Source organism: Burkholderia sp. ZZQ-2 (assembly GCF_050768715.1).
GTDB classification, from domain to species: domain Bacteria; phylum Pseudomonadota; class Gammaproteobacteria; order Burkholderiales; family Burkholderiaceae; genus Burkholderia; species Burkholderia cepacia.
The window spans coordinates 47,282-63,008 of record NZ_LDVA01000058.1; the positions used below are offsets into that span (position 1 = coordinate 47,282).

At 68.5% G+C, this 15,727-nt stretch carries 17 protein-coding genes; 11 read left to right on the forward strand and 6 right to left on the reverse strand.

Annotated features, from left to right (window positions below; genetic code table 11):
* Positions 1-73 precede the first annotated feature (73 nt).
* The 4 genes from ABY44_RS02140 to ABY44_RS02155 all read left to right on the forward strand — a co-directional run bounded on the left by ABY44_RS02140 (position 74) and on the right by ABY44_RS02155 (position 3,600).
* The gene (locus ABY44_RS02140) at positions 74-730 is read left to right on the forward strand and encodes an amino acid ABC transporter permease (RefSeq protein WP_006482843.1); all 657 of its coding nucleotides are present in this window, start codon (positions 74-76) and stop codon (positions 728-730) included.
* Positions 727-1,482 carry an amino acid ABC transporter ATP-binding protein gene (locus tag ABY44_RS02145; RefSeq protein ID WP_059694906.1) on the forward strand — a complete coding sequence of 252 codons (756 nt, stop codon included), beginning with the start codon at positions 727-729 and terminating at the stop codon, positions 1,480-1,482. The genes ABY44_RS02140 and ABY44_RS02145 overlap by 4 nt, the downstream gene beginning before the upstream one ends.
* A complete protein-coding gene (locus ABY44_RS02150) occupies positions 1,479-2,789 on the forward strand; it encodes an NAD(P)/FAD-dependent oxidoreductase (protein ID WP_060170963.1) in 1,311 nt (436 codons plus the stop codon). The genes ABY44_RS02145 and ABY44_RS02150 overlap by 4 nt, the downstream gene beginning before the upstream one ends.
* 79 nt (positions 2,790-2,868) lie before the next feature.
* The gene (locus tag ABY44_RS02155; RefSeq protein WP_060170961.1) at positions 2,869-3,600 is read left to right on the forward strand and encodes a class I SAM-dependent methyltransferase; all 732 of its coding nucleotides are present in this window, start codon (positions 2,869-2,871) and stop codon (positions 3,598-3,600) included.
* A 36-nt stretch (positions 3,601-3,636) separates the two neighbouring features.
* On the opposite strand, the gene ABY44_RS02160 is transcribed toward ABY44_RS02155, so the two are convergent.
* Positions 3,637-5,055, reverse strand: a complete 1,419-nt coding sequence (locus ABY44_RS02160) for a cytochrome-c peroxidase (protein ID WP_060170960.1) — start codon at positions 5,053-5,055, stop codon at positions 3,637-3,639.
* A 103-nt stretch (positions 5,056-5,158) separates the two neighbouring features.
* Positions 5,159-6,832 (reverse strand): phospholipase C, encoded by a 1,674-nt coding sequence (locus ABY44_RS02165; protein ID WP_060170958.1) that lies wholly within the window; start codon positions 6,830-6,832, stop codon positions 5,159-5,161.
* A gap of 359 nt (positions 6,833-7,191) precedes the next feature.
* Between ABY44_RS02165 and ABY44_RS02170 the strand changes: the two genes are divergently transcribed.
* Entirely contained in the window at positions 7,192-8,103 is a 912-nt protein-coding gene (locus tag ABY44_RS02170; RefSeq protein WP_060170956.1) for an EamA family transporter, read from the forward strand.
* 26 nt (positions 8,104-8,129) lie between these two features.
* Here the strand turns inward: ABY44_RS02170 and ABY44_RS02175 are convergent, their stop codons facing one another.
* Positions 8,130-8,603 carry an Lrp/AsnC family transcriptional regulator gene (locus tag ABY44_RS02175; protein ID WP_021159174.1) on the reverse strand — a complete coding sequence of 158 codons (474 nt, stop codon included), beginning with the start codon at positions 8,601-8,603 and terminating at the stop codon, positions 8,130-8,132.
* A 319-nt stretch (positions 8,604-8,922) separates the two neighbouring features.
* Here ABY44_RS02175 and ABY44_RS02180 point away from each other — a divergent pair, with 319 nt between their 5' ends.
* The 6 genes from ABY44_RS02180 (at position 8,923) to ABY44_RS02205 (ending at position 13,333) form a co-directional block, all read left to right on the forward strand.
* The gene (locus ABY44_RS02180) at positions 8,923-10,308 is read left to right on the forward strand and encodes an amino acid permease (RefSeq protein WP_060170954.1); all 1,386 of its coding nucleotides are present in this window, start codon (positions 8,923-8,925) and stop codon (positions 10,306-10,308) included.
* 45 nt (positions 10,309-10,353) lie between these two features.
* Entirely contained in the window at positions 10,354-11,556 is a 1,203-nt protein-coding gene (locus ABY44_RS02185; RefSeq protein ID WP_021159172.1) for an amino acid aminotransferase, read from the forward strand.
* A 164-nt stretch (positions 11,557-11,720) separates the two neighbouring features.
* Complete coding sequence (locus ABY44_RS02190; protein WP_021159171.1) at positions 11,721-12,119, forward strand: DUF488 domain-containing protein; 399 nt, start codon at positions 11,721-11,723, stop codon at positions 12,117-12,119.
* Between the two features lie 161 nt (positions 12,120-12,280).
* Positions 12,281-12,565 carry a DUF1488 domain-containing protein gene (locus tag ABY44_RS02195; RefSeq protein ID WP_027791546.1) on the forward strand — a complete coding sequence of 95 codons (285 nt, stop codon included), beginning with the start codon at positions 12,281-12,283 and terminating at the stop codon, positions 12,563-12,565.
* A 22-nt stretch (positions 12,566-12,587) separates the two neighbouring features.
* On the forward strand, positions 12,588-12,827 hold the full coding sequence (locus ABY44_RS02200) for a hypothetical protein (RefSeq protein WP_006479066.1): 240 nt from the start codon (positions 12,588-12,590) through the stop codon (positions 12,825-12,827).
* Positions 12,828-12,982: 155 nt separating this feature from the next.
* The gene (locus ABY44_RS02205; RefSeq protein WP_027791547.1) at positions 12,983-13,333 is read left to right on the forward strand and encodes a hypothetical protein; all 351 of its coding nucleotides are present in this window, start codon (positions 12,983-12,985) and stop codon (positions 13,331-13,333) included.
* 34 nt (positions 13,334-13,367) lie between these two features.
* Here ABY44_RS02205 and ABY44_RS02210 read toward each other — a convergent pair whose 3' ends face one another.
* The 3 genes from ABY44_RS02210 to lhpI form a co-directional block, all read right to left on the reverse strand.
* Positions 13,368-14,147, reverse strand: coding sequence for a helix-turn-helix domain-containing protein (locus tag ABY44_RS02210; RefSeq protein ID WP_021159167.1), 780 nt, complete (start codon positions 14,145-14,147; stop codon positions 13,368-13,370).
* Between the two features lie 16 nt (positions 14,148-14,163).
* Positions 14,164-14,568 carry a response regulator transcription factor gene (locus ABY44_RS02215; RefSeq protein WP_027791549.1) on the reverse strand — a complete coding sequence of 135 codons (405 nt, stop codon included), beginning with the start codon at positions 14,566-14,568 and terminating at the stop codon, positions 14,164-14,166.
* A gap of 167 nt (positions 14,569-14,735) precedes the next feature.
* A complete protein-coding gene (gene lhpI, locus ABY44_RS02220) occupies positions 14,736-15,671 on the reverse strand; it encodes a bifunctional Delta(1)-pyrroline-2-carboxylate/Delta(1)-piperideine-2-carboxylate reductase (protein WP_060170951.1) in 936 nt (311 codons plus the stop codon).
* Positions 15,672-15,727 lie beyond the last annotated feature (56 nt).

Here is a 15,727-nt window from a genome sequence, read left to right on the forward strand (position 1 = left end):
TCCCGACCGGCATCGCCCGCGCGTCGCGGGTATTCCCGGCGGCGGGCCGTCCGGCCGTCGCATAGGAGGCCTCATGTTTTTCCAGAATGCGATCGATTTCCTGCCGATCCTGCTGAAGGGCGCGGTGGTCACGATCGAGATCACCGCATGCGCGTTCGTGCTCAGCTCGGTGCTCGGGCTGATCCTTGCGCTGCTGAAGGTGTCGCGCAATCGTGCCGTCTCGACGGCCGGCAGCACGATCGTCAACGTGATCCGCGGGCTGCCGATCATCGTGCAGCTGTTTTACATGTACTTCGTGCTGCCTGATCTCGGCGTGCAACTGTCGGCATTCCAGGCTGGCGTGCTCGGTCTCGGCATCGCGTATTCGGCGTATCAGGCCGAGAACTTCCGCGCGGGCATCGAGGCGATCGACCGCGGCCAGATCGAGGCCGCGCACGCGATCGGCATGCGCGGGCCGATGATCATGCGGCGCGTGGTGCTGCCGCAGGCGTTCCGCATCGCGCTGCCGCCGTACGGCAACACGCTGGTGATGTTGCTGAAGGATTCGTCGGTCGCGTCGACGATCACGGTCGCCGAGATCACGCGCGCCGGCCAGCTGATCGCGTCGTCGACGTTCCAGAACATGAGCGTCTACACGCTCGTCGCGCTGCTGTATCTCGCGCTCGGCCTGCCGCTGATGTTCGGCGTGAACCGGCTCGGCAAGCGGCTCGCACTGAGGAGAGGCGCATGATCCGGATCGATGCCATCCATAAACGGTTTCATCAGCACGCGGTGCTGAAGGGCGTGAGCCTCGACGTGCAGGCGGGTGAAGTCGTGTGCCTGATCGGGCCGTCCGGTTCCGGCAAGTCGACCGTGCTGCGCTGTATCAACGGCTTCGAGACCTACGACGAAGGGTCGATCACGATCGACGGCGTGAAGGTCGACGCGCATTCGAAGCGGATCCACGAACTGCGGATGCGCGTCGGCATGGTGTTCCAGCGCTTCAACCTGTTCGCGCACCGCACGGCGCTCGAGAACGTGATGGAAGGGCCCGTGCACGTGCGGCGCATGCCGGCCGCGCAGGCACGCGAGCAGGCGCGTGCGCTGCTCGACAAGGTCGGGCTTTCGCACCGGATGAACGCGTATCCGTCGGAACTGTCGGGCGGCCAGCAGCAGCGCGTCGCGATCGCACGCGCGCTCGCGATGGCGCCGCAGGCGATCCTGTTCGACGAGCCGACGTCGGCGCTCGACCCCGAGCTCGTCGGCGAAGTGCTCGGCGTGATGCGTGGGCTCGCCCGCGACGGGATGACCATGGTGGTCGTCACGCACGAAATGGCATTCGCACGCGAGGTGGCCGATCGCGTGTGCTTCCTGCACGACGGCACGATCTGCGAAAGCGGACCGGCGCGCGACGTGCTCACGCAGCCGACCCATCCCCGCACGCAGGAATTCCTGCGCCGCCTGCTGGCGTCGGACGGCGCCGACCACCCGGATCGAACATGAGCGCAACGAACGCGGCACCCGGACGGCCCGACGCGCAGTGGCCGGATTCGCTGTGGGCGGCAACCGCCGCGCCGGCGCCCGATACGCCCGCGCTCGACGCGTCCGTGTCGTGCGACGTGGCGATCGTCGGCGCGGGCTTCACGGGCCTGTCGACCGCACTTCATCTGGCCGAACGCGGTGTCGACGTCCGCGTGATCGACGGCGCGCAGCCGGGCTGGGGCGCATCGGGCCGCAACGGCGGGCAGGTGATTCCCGGGCTGAAATACGACCCCGACGAACTGGTACGCCGGTTCGGCGACGAGGCCGGCGAACAGCTTGTCGGCATCGTCGGCGGCGCGGCCGACACGGTGTTCGACCTGATCGCGCGGTACGGAATCGACTGCGATGCGCGTCGCGCCGGCTGGATCCAGCCGGCGCCGACCGCCGCGATGCTCGACACGGTCGCACGTCGGGCGCAGCAATGGGCCGCGCGCGGCGCGCCGGTCGACGTGCTTGGCCGCGACGAAATCGCGCGTCGGCTCGGCACGCCGGCGTATGCGGGCGGCTGGATCGATCGCCGCGCCGGCAGCGTGCAGCCGCTCGGTTATACGCGCGGCCTCGTGCGCGCCGCGCAGGCGAGCGGGGCGGTCGTGCATGGGTCGACCCGCGCCGTCGGGCTGACGCGCGCCGACGGCCGCTGGCGGATCGCGACGTCCGGCGGCGCGACGCTGTCGGCCGAACGCGTCGTGATCGCGACCAACGGCTACACGGACGGGCTGTGGCCCGGCTTGCGCCAGTCGGTGATCGCCGCGAACAGTTTCATCGTCGCGACGGAACCGCTCGCGCCGGCGCTTGGCCGCGACATCCTCGTCGGCGGCGAGGTTGCATCGGATGCGCGGCGTCTGCTGCTGTACTTCCGCCGTGACGCGGCCGGGCGCCTGCTGATGGGCGGCCGCGGCCCGTTCGCCGACCCGCGCGCGCCGAGCGACTGGCGCCACCTCGAACGCGCGACGACGCTGCTGTATCCGCAACTGAAGGGCGTCCGGTTCGAATACCGCTGGGCGGGGCGCGTCGCGATCACCGCGGATTTCCTGCCGCACGTGCACGAGCCCGCGCCGGGCGTGACGATCGCGCTCGGCTACAACGGCCGGGGCATCGCGATGGCGACGACGCTCGGCAAGCACCTGGCCGCGCATCTGTCGGGCGATGCGCAACTGCCGCTGCCGTTCCGGGTCACGCCGATCCGCCCGATCCCGTTGCACGGGTTGCAGCGCTTCTATATCGCGGCCGGGGTCGCGTGGTATCGGTTGCTCGACAGCCTGTCCTGACGCCGGCGCGAGGGCAGGTCGCCGGCCGCCGTCGGATCGGGCAGAATCGGCCTGCCCAGTCTCCACCGACGGATGCCGCATGACCGACCCGAACGAACCGTCCGCCCGCCGCGTTTACGCGAGCTTCGCGCAACGCTACGCGGACATCGCGCCGACCAAGGCACACAACGCGCTTTACGAGCGGCCGGCTACGATGGCGCTGCTCGGCGACGTCGACGGCCTGACGGTGCTCGACGCCGGCTGCGGGCCCGGCATCTGCAGCGAGCACCTCGCGCGCCACGGTGCGACCGTCCACGCGTTCGACATCACGCCCGAGATGGTCGCGCTCGCGAAGGCGCGTTGCGCGGGGCTCGCGGTCGACGTCGCGGAAGGCGATCTCGGGGCGCCGCTCGACTGGCTGCCCGATCACGCTTTCGACAAGATCCTGTGCTCGCTCGCGTTCGACTACGTGCGCGACCTGACGCCGACGCTGCGCGAATTCAGACGCGTCGCGCGGCCGGGCGCGACGCTGGTGTTCTCGATGGCGCATCCGATGCGCGACTGGATGGACGAACGCACGCGTGGGGACGGCACGTACTTCGATACGAGCCGTTTCGGCTTCCATTGGTCGGGCTTCGGCGAACCGAAACCCTATGTCGAGGCCTGGCGCCGGCCGCTCGCCGACATCCTGAATGCGCTCGCCGACGCCGGCTGGCGCCTCGACCGTTTCGTCGAACCGACACCGCTACCCGAGATGAAGGCCGTATCGGAGCGGCTCCACGCGGAGCTGTCGCTGGCGCCGGCCTTCCTGTGCATCCGTGCGCGCCGCTGACGAACACGGCGCGCACGGCAACCGACCGCCGGCCTCTCAGCGCGCCGGCGCGTCGTTCAACGTTCCCAGAAACGCTTCGATATCCCTGATGTCCTGCGCCGTCATCGCAGGCTTGTCGCCCGGCTTGCGATCGAACGGCGCATCGGTCACGTCGACGTTCGCGCGGTATTTCGGCGGAATGTCGTCGTACTCGTCGACCTTGCCGTCCGCGCCGCGCGAATAGAACTTCTGCGGCGAGATGCTGCGCTCGTTGTAGAACGCCATCACCTGGTCGAGCGTGTGGAACACGCCGTTGTGGAAGAACACATGGCGCGTCGCCGAGTTGCGCAGCGTCGGCGTGAGGAACATCCCGCAATACTGCGTCTGGTCCTTCAGGTCGTCGCGGAACGGCCCGCACACGCCGAGATCGTGGAACGCCGGGTTGCGGTTCTGCGCGAGCTGCTGGTTGCGCGGCACACCGAGCGCCTCGTACTGGTAGTCGGTAAACATCGGCGGCAATCCGTCCTTGCCGGGCTTCGACAGGTGGCAGCCCGCGCAATTCGCCTTGTCCGGGTTGTTGAACAGGCGTAGCCCCCGCAGTTCGGCCTGCGAGAGACGCGCGCGGCCTTCGAGCCAGCGATCGTACTTGCTGCTGTACGGGTGGAACGACGGATCCTCCACCTGGTAGCGCGCGATCGCGAACATCGCTTCCGACACCGCGAGCTGCGGGCTGTCGAACACGCGCGCGCCGAACAGTTTCTCGAACTGCGCGCGGTGCGACGACTGCGCGAGCTTGCGCGCGACGTCGTCGACGCTCGCGTTCGCCATCTCGACCGGATTCAGCAGCGGGCCGAACGCCTGCTGCTGCAGCGTATCGGCGCGGCCATCCCAGAACATCCCGCCCTGCGGCACGAGTTGCGGCGCGGCCGACGTGCCGGCCACCTTCTGCGCCTTCACCACGCCGGCGGCCGAAGCGGCCTGTTGCGCGACGCTCGGAGCGGCGTCGTTTTCACCGGCGTCGGGGCCGATGCTGAAGTTCGGCTGGCGGTACAGGTACATCAACGAAGGCGGCGGGCGATAACCCTGCTGCGTCATCGCGAGGCCGCCCGGCTGCACGTCGAGCGCGTTCGGCGGGCCGTACGCGTGATCGGGGCTGTGGCACGACGCGCACGACTGCTTGCCCGACGCGGACAGCGATGGGTCGGCGAACAGCGCGCGCCCGAGCTGCGCGACTGCCGACAGCGGCTGCGCGGCGGGCCGCTGCAGCACGACCGGATGCGGGTTCGCACCCGTCCAGTCGGCGACGACGGTGCCGATCGCCGCCGGTACCTGCGCGGGAAACGCGATCGCGAACGCGCCGTAGCCGAGCACGGCGGCGCCGATCGCGAATGCCGCGCGGCGCAGAAGGCGGGAAGGGGCGCGCGGCGCGGCGGTGCCGGAGGCGTCGGGAGACGGGAACGCGGGGCGAGCTGTCATGCTGTCGGTCGGGAATCGGGCGCCGCACGAAGCGGCGCGTTGAACGGAACAAACGGAAACGGCCGGCGCGTGAAGCGCCGGCCATGCGGTCATGCAATACCGGTCAGATCGCCGGTGCCGCGCTCAATGCGGTGCCGAGCGTCGGGTCGAGGTACAGCGGCGTCGTGTTCGGCTTCGACGAGAAGTCGAACAGCGCGCGCAGGTCGCCCGCCGTCGCATCGAACGAACCGCCGCCGATGCGCTGGCCGCCCAGCCAGTTGTCCTCGATGAAGCGCACCACGGACGACTGGTCGAGCATCGTGTGGTCGACGTAGTTCTGCTTCGCGTACGGCGAGATCACGATCAGCGGAATGCGCACGCCCGGGCCGCAGCGGCCGTTCACGGTCGCGCCGTTCACGCCGGTGGTGCCGCCCGTGCCGCACTTGCCGTTGCCGTTGACCTGGTCGACCGGGTCGGACGACGCGTGGGTCGGCGCCGTGTACACGTGGTCGTACCAGCCGTCCGAGTCGTCATAGGTGACGATCACGGCCGTGTTCTGCCAGTCCGGCTGCTGCTGCAGGAAGTTGACGACCTTCGTCACGAACGCCTGCTCGTCGAGCGGATCCGAATAGCCGGCGTGCGCATCCTGTGCGGCCGGGGCCTTCAGGTAGCTGACCGACGGGAAGTTGCCGGCCTTCACGGCGGCGAAGAAGTCGTCCGTGTCGTACTGGTGGTTCGCGGGTTCTGCGGTCTTGCCGTCGGTCTGGAAGCTCGAGCCGATCGCCGCGACCGAGCTCGGGCGCGTGTGCTGCGGGTTCGCGGTCGACGCGTAGTACTGGAACCAGTTGTGGTGCGGGATGTAGTCGGCCGTCGCGGCGTTCACGGCGGTCGCGACCGTGCTGCGCGCGCAGCCCGTCGTGCCGTTGCCGTTCGTCGTCGACAGGTTGAAGCCGCCCATGAAGCCGCCCCACGTGATCTTCGCGCCGTTCAGCAGGTCGCCGATGTTCTTGCCCGTCATCATCGCCTGGTCGGTCGTGCTCGAGCACACGTCGAAGCCCGGATCGACGTCGTTGATCATCGTGAGGCCGCCCGCGCCGTCATTGATGTAGTACGAGCTGGACGCGAGCGTCGACGGCTGCTTCGACGTCTTGACGATCTGCATCCCGTTGGTCTGGCCGGACACCACGTTCAGCGCGCCGGGCGTCGACGGCCCATAGACCGTCGTGAACGTGTTGTCGCTCATCGCGAAGCGCTGCGCGTAGTTCCACAGCGCGGTTACGGTGTTGCCGTCGAAGTAGCCCATCACCTGGCCCTTCGTGCCGAATGCGCCGGCGCCGCCGGACGAGCCCTTGCCGGTGTATTTCGGGAACAGGTCGGCGAGGCCGTTGTCCTCGGCCTGCTGTTCGGCCGTGTACGCGTGGTTCTGGTCGGCGGTCGCGGCCTGCGTGCGGTCGAGGCGGAACGGGTTCGCCGCGTCGGTGCCGTTGGCCGTGTTCGTGAAGTTCGGGTTCGCGGTGAGCAGCGTGCCCGTCAGCCCGTTCGGCGTCGGCGTGCCGGCTTTAGCGGTGAACGCCGGTTCGCCCGACGGGTTCGTCGCGTTCGGGTAGGTGCCGAAGTAGTGGTCGAACGAGATGTTTTCGCCATAGATCACGACGACATGCTTGATCGGCGTGGCGGTCTGCAGCGCATCCTGTGACGACACGGCAGGCGTCGACGTGGGATCGTCGCTGCCGCCGCAGGCGAACAGCGCCAGCGCCGCGGCTGCGCAGGCGGTGACGAGCAAGGCTTGACGGAACATCGGGAAACTCCAGGTAAGGTCTTCGATGGTGGAGAGCGGCCCCGTCGCCGTGTCGGTTCGGCGCGGAGCTCGTGAGAGAGCACGCGCATTGAAACAGTCCCGTATGAAGATATGGGGACGGAGTGGTTTCGCGCCGATTGCGCTGCGGTATCGATTTCATTACGCCGGGACGCAAGGCGAAAGAGAACGGAAAGGGGCAGACCGCCTGCCACCTTCGCGTCACATTCCGCGGCGGGTGGAGCGATTGCCGCGGATGCCGCACGGGGCGGGCGGGACAGGCGAAACGGCGTGGCGGCGCCGGGGGGCGCAGGACGCTGCGCGGAGCAGGTTTTTTGACAACCGGATGACGTATTCATACGATGAACGCCCTGCGGCGACGATTTCGCGTGGCCGACCGTCAGCGAGTACGCATCGTGCCGATCCCCGTTCTGTTTGCCGTTCTGTGTGCCGCGTTCCTGCATGCGTCATGGAATGCGCTCGTGCGCAGCAGCGGCGACCGGTTGCGGTCGGCCACCGTGCTGCAGATCGCGATCGGGTTGTTCGCGCTGCTGTTCCTGCCGGCCGCCGCGCCGATCACGCCCGCGAGCTGGCTCTGCGTCGTCGCATCGGCCGTGATCCACGTCGTCTATACGCTGCTGCTGGTGCGTGCGTACGAGCACGGCGACCTGACCGTCGCGTATCCGGTCGCGCGCGGCACCGCGCCGCTGCTCGTCACGCTCGGCGCGGCGGTGTTTGCGGGCGAGCACCTGAATGCCGGCGCGCAATGCGGGCTCGTGCTGATCTGCGCGGGCATCCTGGCGATCGGCCTGGAGCGCGGGCGCGACGCGAAGCACCGGATGATGCAGGTCCTGCCGACCGCGTTCGCGACCGGCGTATCGATCGCGGCCTACAGCGTGGTCGACGGAATCGGCGTGCGGGAAAGCGGCAACACGGTCGGCTATACCGCGTGGATGTTCGTGCTGACGGGCGCGATGATGGCCGCGTACTACCGGCTGCGGGCGGGGCCGTTACGGCTGACGCAGGATGTCGGCGAGACGGCGAAGGCTGCGTGCGGCGGCGTGTTCGCGGCGCTCGCGTACGGCATCGTGATCTGGGCGATGGATCGCGCGCCGATGGGGCCGGTATCGGCGCTGCGGGAAACGAGCGTGGTGTTCGCGGCGCTGATCGCACGCGTGTATCTCGGCGAACGGCTGACGCCGCGCCGGGCGGCCGGTTGCCTGGTGATCGCGGCGGGGGCGTTGCTGATCAGTGCGTTCGAGGCGGTGAGGTAAGCGGGCCGCGCGTGCGGCCCGGTGCTTCAGCCTTCCACCGGCATCGCGCTCGTGCACTTGATCTCGTCGAGGCACACGCTCGAATGCACGCCGCTCACGCCGGGAATGCGCATCAGCGTTTCGAGCAGGAACGTGGACAGCCCCTTCAGGTCACGCGCGACGACTTTCAGCACGTAGTCGATATCGCCCGTCACTGAAAAACACTCCTGGATCTGCGCGAGATCCGACACCAGTTTCTGGAACTTCGACAGGTCGCGGATATGCCCGCGCTCCATCGTCACGTGCACGAAGGCGGTGACGCCAAAGCCGAGCGTGTCGGGGCACAGCCGGGTTTCGTAGCGGCGGATCGCGCCGATTTCCTCCAGCCGCCGGTGGCGGCGCAGTGTCTGCGCGGGCGACAGGCCGACCGCCTTCGCCAGATCGAGGTTCGACGCGCGGCCGTTCTCCTGCAGGATCGCGAGCAAGTGGCGATCGAGGCGATCCAGAACCGGTTCATGCATTTTTATTTCCTCATCCGTCTCCTGGGTGCAATCTTATCTCATAATGTAGGGTTTGCATGAACGGGTTACGAAACCCGATTTCGCCGTCGCGACGCTAAACTGACGCCGGATTTTCGTGTGCGATCGCAGCAAGGCGGGCGCGGCGACGGTCGGCGGCCGGTCTGGCGGGGACGCCGACGCGAATCGGGCGCCGCCACGCGAAGATTGCAGTCCCCAACCCGGCGGCTCCACGAACGGCCCCGGCACAGCAAAACAGCGCCCGGCACACCGAGGCGCACCGCACCCCGCTTCAGGCGGAGGCGGACAGAGTGGAGAAGACATGGTTTCTGGAAACGAGAGCGACGGCCTGAAGCGCGGGCTGAAGAACCGGCACATCCAGCTGATTGCGCTCGGCGGCGCGCTCGGCACGGGGCTGTTCCTCGGCATCGCGCAGACGATCAAGATGGCGGGCCCGTCCGTGCTGCTCGGTTACGCGGTGGCCGGCATCGTCGCGTTCTTCATCATGCGCCAGCTTGGCGAGATGGTCGTCGACGAGCCCGTCGCCGGCTCGTTCAGCTACTTCGCCAACAAGTACGTCGGCCACTTCACCGGCTTCCTGTCGGGCTGGAACTACTGGGTGCTGTACATCCTCGTCAGCATGGCCGAGCTGTCGGCCGTCGGGATCTACGTGCAGTACTGGTGGCCCGGTGTGCCGACCTGGGTGTCGGCGCTGGTGTTCTTCGTCGCGATCAACCTCCTCAACCTGGCGAGCGTGAAGTCGTACGGCGAGACGGAATTCTGGTTCTCGATCATCAAGGTCGCCGCGATCGTCGGCATGATCGGCTTCGGCGGCTGGCTGCTCGTGAGCGGCCATGCAGGCCCGGAGGCGAGCGTCCGGAACCTGTGGCAGCACGGCGGCTTCTTCCCGAACGGCGTGTCGGGGCTCGTGATGTCGATGGCCGCCATCATGTTCTCGTTCGGCGGGCTGGAGTTGATCGGCATCACCGCGGCCGAGGCCGACGATCCGAAGCGCAGCATTCCGCGCGCGACCAACCAGGTGATCTACCGGATCCTGATTTTCTACATCGGCGCGCTCGCCGTGCTGCTGTCGCTGTATCCGTGGGAAAAGGTCGTCACCGGCGGCAGCCCGTTCGTGCTGATCTTCCACGCGCTGAGCAGCAACCTGGTGGCCAACGTGCTGAACGTGGTCGTGCTGACGGCCGCGCTGTCGGTCTACAACAGCGGCGTGTACAGCAACAGCCGGATGCTGTTCGGCCTCGCGCAGCAGGGCAATGCGCCGAAGGTGCTGTGCTCGGTGAACAGGCGCGGCATTCCGCTCGCCGCGCTCGGCGCGTCGGCGCTCGCGACCGGCGTGTGCGTGCTGGTCAACTACTTCATGCCGGGCAAGGCGTTCGAGGTGCTGATGGGCCTCGTCGTGTCGGCACTGATCATCAACTGGGCGATGATCACGCTGATCCACCTGAAGTTCCGCCAGGCGAAGCGTGCGGCCCGGGAGGAGACTTCCTTCCGCAGTCTGGGCTATCCTTTCACGAATTACCTGTGCCTGGCATTCATGGCCGGCATTCTCGTCGTGATGTACCTGACGCCGGATCTCCGCCTGTCGGTGTACCTGATCCCGGTATGGCTCGCGGTGCTCGCGGTCGGGTATCGCTTCCGTCAGAAGAATGCAGGCTATGCGGTGCACGACGGCGCATCCGCACGCTGACGCAGGCCGGCCCGATCATTCTTCCAAACGAGACAGACTCAAGCCATGTTCGAACACATCGACGCGTACCCGGGCGACCCGATCCTGACGCTCAACGAGAACTTCCAGAAAGATCCGCGCGACCAGAAGGTCAACCTGAGCATCGGCATCTACTTCGACGCCGAAGGCCGGATTCCGGTGATGGGCGCCGTGCGCGAAGCCGAAACCGCGCTGCAGCGCGACCTCGGCGCGAAGCCGTACCTGCCGATGGTCGGCCTCGCCGCGTATCGCGACGCCGTGCAGGCGCTCGTGTTCGGCGCCGATCACCCGGCCCGCGCGGCCGGCCGCATCGCGACGCTGCAGACGCTCGGCGGCTCCGGCGCACTGAAGGTGGGCGCCGATTTCCTGAAGCGCTATTTCCCGGATTCGCAGGTGTGGCTCAGCGATCCGAGCTGGGAAAACCACCGCTTCATCTTCGAGCGCGCCGGCTTCACGGTGAACACGTATCCGTACTACGACGAGGCGACGGGCGGCCTGAAGTTCGACGCGATGCTCGCGGCGATCGACGCGCTGCCGGCGCGCAGCATCGTGCTGCTGCACGCGTGCTGCCATAACCCGACCGGCGTCGACCTCGACGAAGGCCAGTGGGAGAAGCTGATCGACGTGATCGAGGCGCGCGGGCTGCTGCCGTTCGTCGACATGGCCTACCAGGGCTTCGGCGCGGGCCTCGACGCGGACGCGTTCGCGGTGCGCGAACTGGCCCGCCGCGGCGTGCCGGCGCTGGTCGCGAACTCGTTCTCGAAGAACTTCTCGCTGTACGGCGAACGCGTGGGCGGCCTGAGCGTCGTCTGCGAGGATGCCGCCGCGGCCGACCGCGTGCTCGGCCAGCTGGCCGGCGCCGTGCGCTCGAACTACAGCAACCCGCAGACCTACGGCGCGAAGGTCGTGGCCGCCGTGCTCGGCACGCCGGCGCTGCGCAAGCAGTGGGAAGAGGAACTGGCGGCGATGTGCCGCCGCATCGCGCGGATGCGCCAGTCGATCCATGACGGCCTGCGCGACCACGTCAGCGGCGAGGCACTGACGCGCTACGTGAAGCAGCGCGGCATGTTCACGTACACGGGCCTGACCGAATCGCAGGTCGACGCGCTGCGCGAAGTGCACGGCGTGTACATCCTGCGTTCGGGCCGGATGTGCGTCGCGGGCCTGAACGACTCGAACGTCGCCATCGTCGCCGATGCGATCGGCAAGGTGCTGAAGAGCGGCGTCTGATCGCGGCGCGCCCCGGCGCGCAACGCGGCTGGCCGAACCGGCTGTCTCCCGCAAGGGGGCAGCCGGTTTTTCTTTGTGCGGCCGCAATGTCCGCCACCCGGCTGACGGGGGCGCAGGCGCGGCGGTACGATCACGCAATCGGACGCAACACGAAAAGGAGCGACATGGGCATCCGGATCATCCAGCTCGGCACGCCGCGCGCGGCCGGCGAGGGCCTGCGGATCGGCACGGTGCGGCGGCCGCCGCGCGGCGTGCCGAAGGCGGAATTCGCGTCGCGCAACTACTATGATGTATGGCTGCCGACGTTGTCGCCGAGCCCGGAACTCGTCGCGCAGGCGCAGGCCGCCGAAACGGACGCCGAATGGAACGCGTTCCGGCGTCACTTCCGCGCGGAGATGGCGCATGGCGACGCGCCGAAGGTGCTTGACCTGCTGGCGGCGCTGTCGGCGACCACCGCGTTCTCGATCGGCTGCTATTGCGACGACGAACGCCATTGCCACCGCAGCGTGCTGCGCGAACTGCTCGCGGAACGCGGCGCGACGATCGAGCCCGACGCGGGTTGAACGTGGGTTGAAGGCGGGTTGAAAGCGAGCGAGGGGGCGTCGCGCAGTCGCGGCCGGCACGCTGCCGCGCCGTCCATCGTGCAGCGCAGCGAACCCGTTGACGTGGGTCAAGCGTGGAGGCGCGCGCGCCACTATGCTCTTGTCATGGAGCCATCACGACGATGACAGGCGGACAGATGCAGATTGCCTTCCCGCCGGAACCGCCCGAATATTGCGCACGCGACCTGGTCGTGGCGTTTTCGGCGCTGGTCGACGGACGTTGCGTGCAGTGCGCGGTCACGGCCGAGGCGCTGGAAGATCATTTCGGCGCGCCGTCGCTGCTCGAACGCGACCTGCTGGCCGCATTCGAAGCGCACCGGTCGGCGATCGAGGCGATGGCGCGACGCATGCTCGAGGAAATCGGCGGCCGGCCGGTGCTGCTGCACAGCGGCCACTTCCGGCTCTGAGACGGATACAGCAGGAGGGTGCATGACACTGCAGGGCAACATTCACGAACGCGACTGGTCCGTCGAAGTCGAGACGCGCCCGTGCGAATCGGGCGAATTCCGCTGCCGCGTGTCGGTCGAGCATGGCGCCGGCGCCGCGCGCTTTCACCATACGTTCGAGCACAGCCATGCGTATCCGACCGAGCGTGAGGCGATGATCGAAGGGCTGCGGGCAGGCATGACATGGATCGAGATGAAGGCGTCGCAGACCTTCAACGTATGAACGATCCCGCGCCGACGAAGGCGCGGGCAGACTATCGGCCGGGCAGCGATCGAAGAAATCGCGCCGTGCCACGGGCAACACGTGCCGCCGCATGTCGATGCGGGCGGCATATGCAAGGCGGTCGACGAGCGGGCGGCCCCGTCAGGAGACACGACATGGGCGTGGGCATGCAGATCGCCTGCCATGGATTCGCGGGTACCGCCGCGATCGAAGCCGAAGCCGGCGCGCTGCTGGTGCGGCTCGAGCGCTTCCGCGCGCTGATCGACGGCTGCCACCTCGCCATCGAATCGCGTGCCGCCGCCGATGGCGCGCGCCGGTACGACGTGCGGCTCGACCTCGTGATGCGCGACACGTCGCTCTGGCTGCTGCCGGCGTGTGTCGGCGACGACATGGACGACACGCTGCGCCGCGCGTTCATGCAGGCCGAACAGGCGCTGATCGCATGCCAGGCGGGCGGTGCAAGGGTGGGGCTGCGCGATGCGGCGGCAGGCAGCGCGGCGCAATGAGGCATCGCACGCGATGCCGCGCCGGCGCGCCCGGTCAGACCCGGGCGAGCGCTTGCGAGTCGATGATGCGCACGCGCTTGCCGCGCGTTTCGACCAGCGCTTCGCGATGGAACCGCGAGAACATCCGGCTGACGGTTTCGAGCTTCATCCCGAGATAGCAGCCGATTTCCTCGCGCGTCATCCGCAGGTTGAATTCCGTCGCCGAATAGCCGCGCGCCTCGAAGCGCGACGACAGGTTCAGCAGGAATTGCGCGACGCGCTGTTCGGCCGACATCGTACCGAGCAGCAGCATCTGGCTCGATTCGCGGACGATCTCGCTGCTCAGCATCTGGTAGAGGAAGTGCTGCATCGGCTTGATCTCGCGGCACGCCGCTTCGAGCGCGCCGAACGGGATGATGCACACGACGCTGTCTTCGAGCGCGATCGCGTCGCAGCAGTGCTGGCCGCTGCCGATGCCGTCCATCCCGAGCGTTTCACCGGCAATCTGGAAGCCCGTCACGTGCTCGCGGCCGTCGCGATGCATCATCACCGTCTTGAACGAACCCGCGCGCACCGCGTAGATGCTCTGGAACGGATCGTCGGTGCGGAACAGCGCGTCGCCCTGGCGCACCTGCCGGGTCGTGCAGATGATCGCGTCGAGGCGGCCGTATTCGGCGGCCGTCAGTTGCGGCGGCAGGCACATCGAGCGCATCGCGCACGCCGAGCAGCGCGCGGCGGGATGCTTGGCGGCGTCGGCACGCGTGACCGCGCGAAGCGGAATCGTCGGCCGGGGCGTGATGGATACGTCGGCGGCGCAGGCGGTGGCTGTGGACATGAGTCACTCCGGCTCGTCAGGGGCGGTGCACGCGAGCGTGCACCAGGGATTCGATGACGCGGCATGCGGCGTCGAATTCGACGGTCTTGTCGAAGAAGTAGTCGGCTCCGGCCGACGCGCATGCCTCTCTGAATGCCGGCGCCGAGTGATTCGTCAGCACGATCGTGACGATGCGCGGCGCGGCCTTCGACAGCGTCCCGATCAGGTCGAGGCCGCTGCCGTCCGCCAGCCGCAGGTCGACGATCACGACATCCGCCTGACTGCTGCGGATATGCGTCCACGCGTCCTGGCCGTCTTCCGCCTCGCCCACGACGGCGACACCGCGGATCGCGCCGACGAGCAGCGCGATCCGCTGTCGGACGGCGACGGCGTGATCGACGAGAAACACCCGGAGCGCGGCGGGCAACTGGCTGGCATTCATGCCGGCAGTATCGTGTTGCGCCGCCGAAAATGAAATCGGCCGAATTGGAAGTTGATGTAGGCCGCGGCGACGCGTTGTAGGGCGATTCCTACAACGCGTACGGGAAACCGCCGGAGCGGCCCCGGTGTGACGTGCCGCCTGTGGGGCAGGCGGGTCGTGCTGCCGGATCAGCCGGCCCGGCGCGCGTCGAGCGCATCGCGCGCGGTTCGGCACGCGGCCAGATCCCACGCCGCACAGCCGACGCTCTTGAACAGCAGCGGCCCGGTGCGGTCGAATGCGCCGCCCAGCGCGTCGGCGAGCGACGCGACCTGCTGCCAGTCGACCTGCGCGACGATCAGGTCGCCGGCCTCGTGGCGGGCGCCGGCCGGATCGTCGACGACCAGCCGGCTGGCGCGCACGGTGTTCGAGTCGATTTCCGCGGCATCCGCGGTGAACGCGCCGACGCCGACCACGAGCCGGCCTTCGCGCGCGGCTTCGCGGTAGACGGGCGTGCGGCTCGTCGTCAGCGTCACGACGACGTCGATCGCATCGGGAACCGCGTCGCCGTCGAGCGGTGCGAGATGCGGCGCGTGCGCGCGGTGCGCGGCGCAGAATGCCGCCGCGCTGTCGGCGCGATTGCCGCGCACGTGCAGGCGCGCGTCGGGAAAGATCGCCGCGAGCGCTTCCGCGTGATTGGCCGCCTGCTTGCCGGTGCCGATCAACAGGATGTCGCGCGGCGCGGCGCCGTGCAGCGCCTGGATGCCGAGCGCGGTGATGGCCGCCGTGCGGCGTCCGGTGACCGTCGGGCCGTCGAGCGCGAAGCGCATCTCGCCGGTGGTCGCGTCGTACGCGGTCACCTGGCCGAGGATCGTCGGCAGCCCGCGCGCGCCGTTGCCCGGGCACACGTTCACGAGCTTGTGGGTCGCGAGGTCACGCGCGCTCGACGGCATCGACAGCATCACGCCGCCGGCCTGCAGCGGCACGACCAGACGCTCGGGACTGACGATCTCGCCCGCCGCATAGTCGGCGACGGCCTGCCTGAGCGTGGCGAGCAGCGCCGGGTAGTCGAGCAGCGCGGCCGTGTCGGCCGCATCGAAAACGGGAATCGGGGAAAGCGCGGTCATCGTGTACGTCGCATGCGTCGGTGAGCGTGGACGACGGGCGCATGCCGCGCCCGCCA

Bases quoted from the DNA above. Each gene is read 5' to 3' on its own strand.
- ABY44_RS02200 (WP_006479066.1), top strand. From the start codon at position 12,588: ATGACACTGCAGGGCAACATTCACGAACGCGACTGGTCCGTCGAAGTC.
- ABY44_RS02185 (WP_021159172.1), top strand. From the start codon at position 10,354: ATGTTCGAACACATCGACGCGTACCCGGGCGACCCGATCCTGACGCTC.
- ABY44_RS02160 (WP_060170960.1), bottom strand. From the start codon at position 5,055: ATGACAGCTCGCCCCGCGTTCCCGTCTCCCGACGCCTCCGGCACCGCC.
- ABY44_RS02215 (WP_027791549.1), bottom strand. From the start codon at position 14,568: ATGAATGCCAGCCAGTTGCCCGCCGCGCTCCGGGTGTTTCTCGTCGAT.
- ABY44_RS02175 (WP_021159174.1), bottom strand. From the start codon at position 8,603: ATGCATGAACCGGTTCTGGATCGCCTCGATCGCCACTTGCTCGCGATC.
- ABY44_RS02150 (WP_060170963.1), top strand. From the start codon at position 1,479: ATGAGCGCAACGAACGCGGCACCCGGACGGCCCGACGCGCAGTGGCCG.
- lhpI (WP_060170951.1), bottom strand. From the start codon at position 15,671: ATGACCGCGCTTTCCCCGATTCCCGTTTTCGATGCGGCCGACACGGCC.
- ABY44_RS02195 (WP_027791546.1), top strand. From the start codon at position 12,281: ATGACAGGCGGACAGATGCAGATTGCCTTCCCGCCGGAACCGCCCGAA.
- ABY44_RS02210 (WP_021159167.1), bottom strand. From the start codon at position 14,147: ATGTCCACAGCCACCGCCTGCGCCGCCGACGTATCCATCACGCCCCGG.
- ABY44_RS02190 (WP_021159171.1), top strand. From the start codon at position 11,721: ATGGGCATCCGGATCATCCAGCTCGGCACGCCGCGCGCGGCCGGCGAG.
- ABY44_RS02140 (WP_006482843.1), top strand. From the start codon at position 74: ATGTTTTTCCAGAATGCGATCGATTTCCTGCCGATCCTGCTGAAGGGC.
- ABY44_RS02170 (WP_060170956.1), top strand. From the start codon at position 7,192: ATGAACGCCCTGCGGCGACGATTTCGCGTGGCCGACCGTCAGCGAGTA.
- ABY44_RS02155 (WP_060170961.1), top strand. From the start codon at position 2,869: ATGACCGACCCGAACGAACCGTCCGCCCGCCGCGTTTACGCGAGCTTC.
- ABY44_RS02180 (WP_060170954.1), top strand. From the start codon at position 8,923: ATGGTTTCTGGAAACGAGAGCGACGGCCTGAAGCGCGGGCTGAAGAAC.
- ABY44_RS02165 (WP_060170958.1), bottom strand. From the start codon at position 6,832: ATGTTCCGTCAAGCCTTGCTCGTCACCGCCTGCGCAGCCGCGGCGCTG.
- ABY44_RS02205 (WP_027791547.1), top strand. From the start codon at position 12,983: ATGGGCGTGGGCATGCAGATCGCCTGCCATGGATTCGCGGGTACCGCC.
- ABY44_RS02145 (WP_059694906.1), top strand. From the start codon at position 727: ATGATCCGGATCGATGCCATCCATAAACGGTTTCATCAGCACGCGGTG.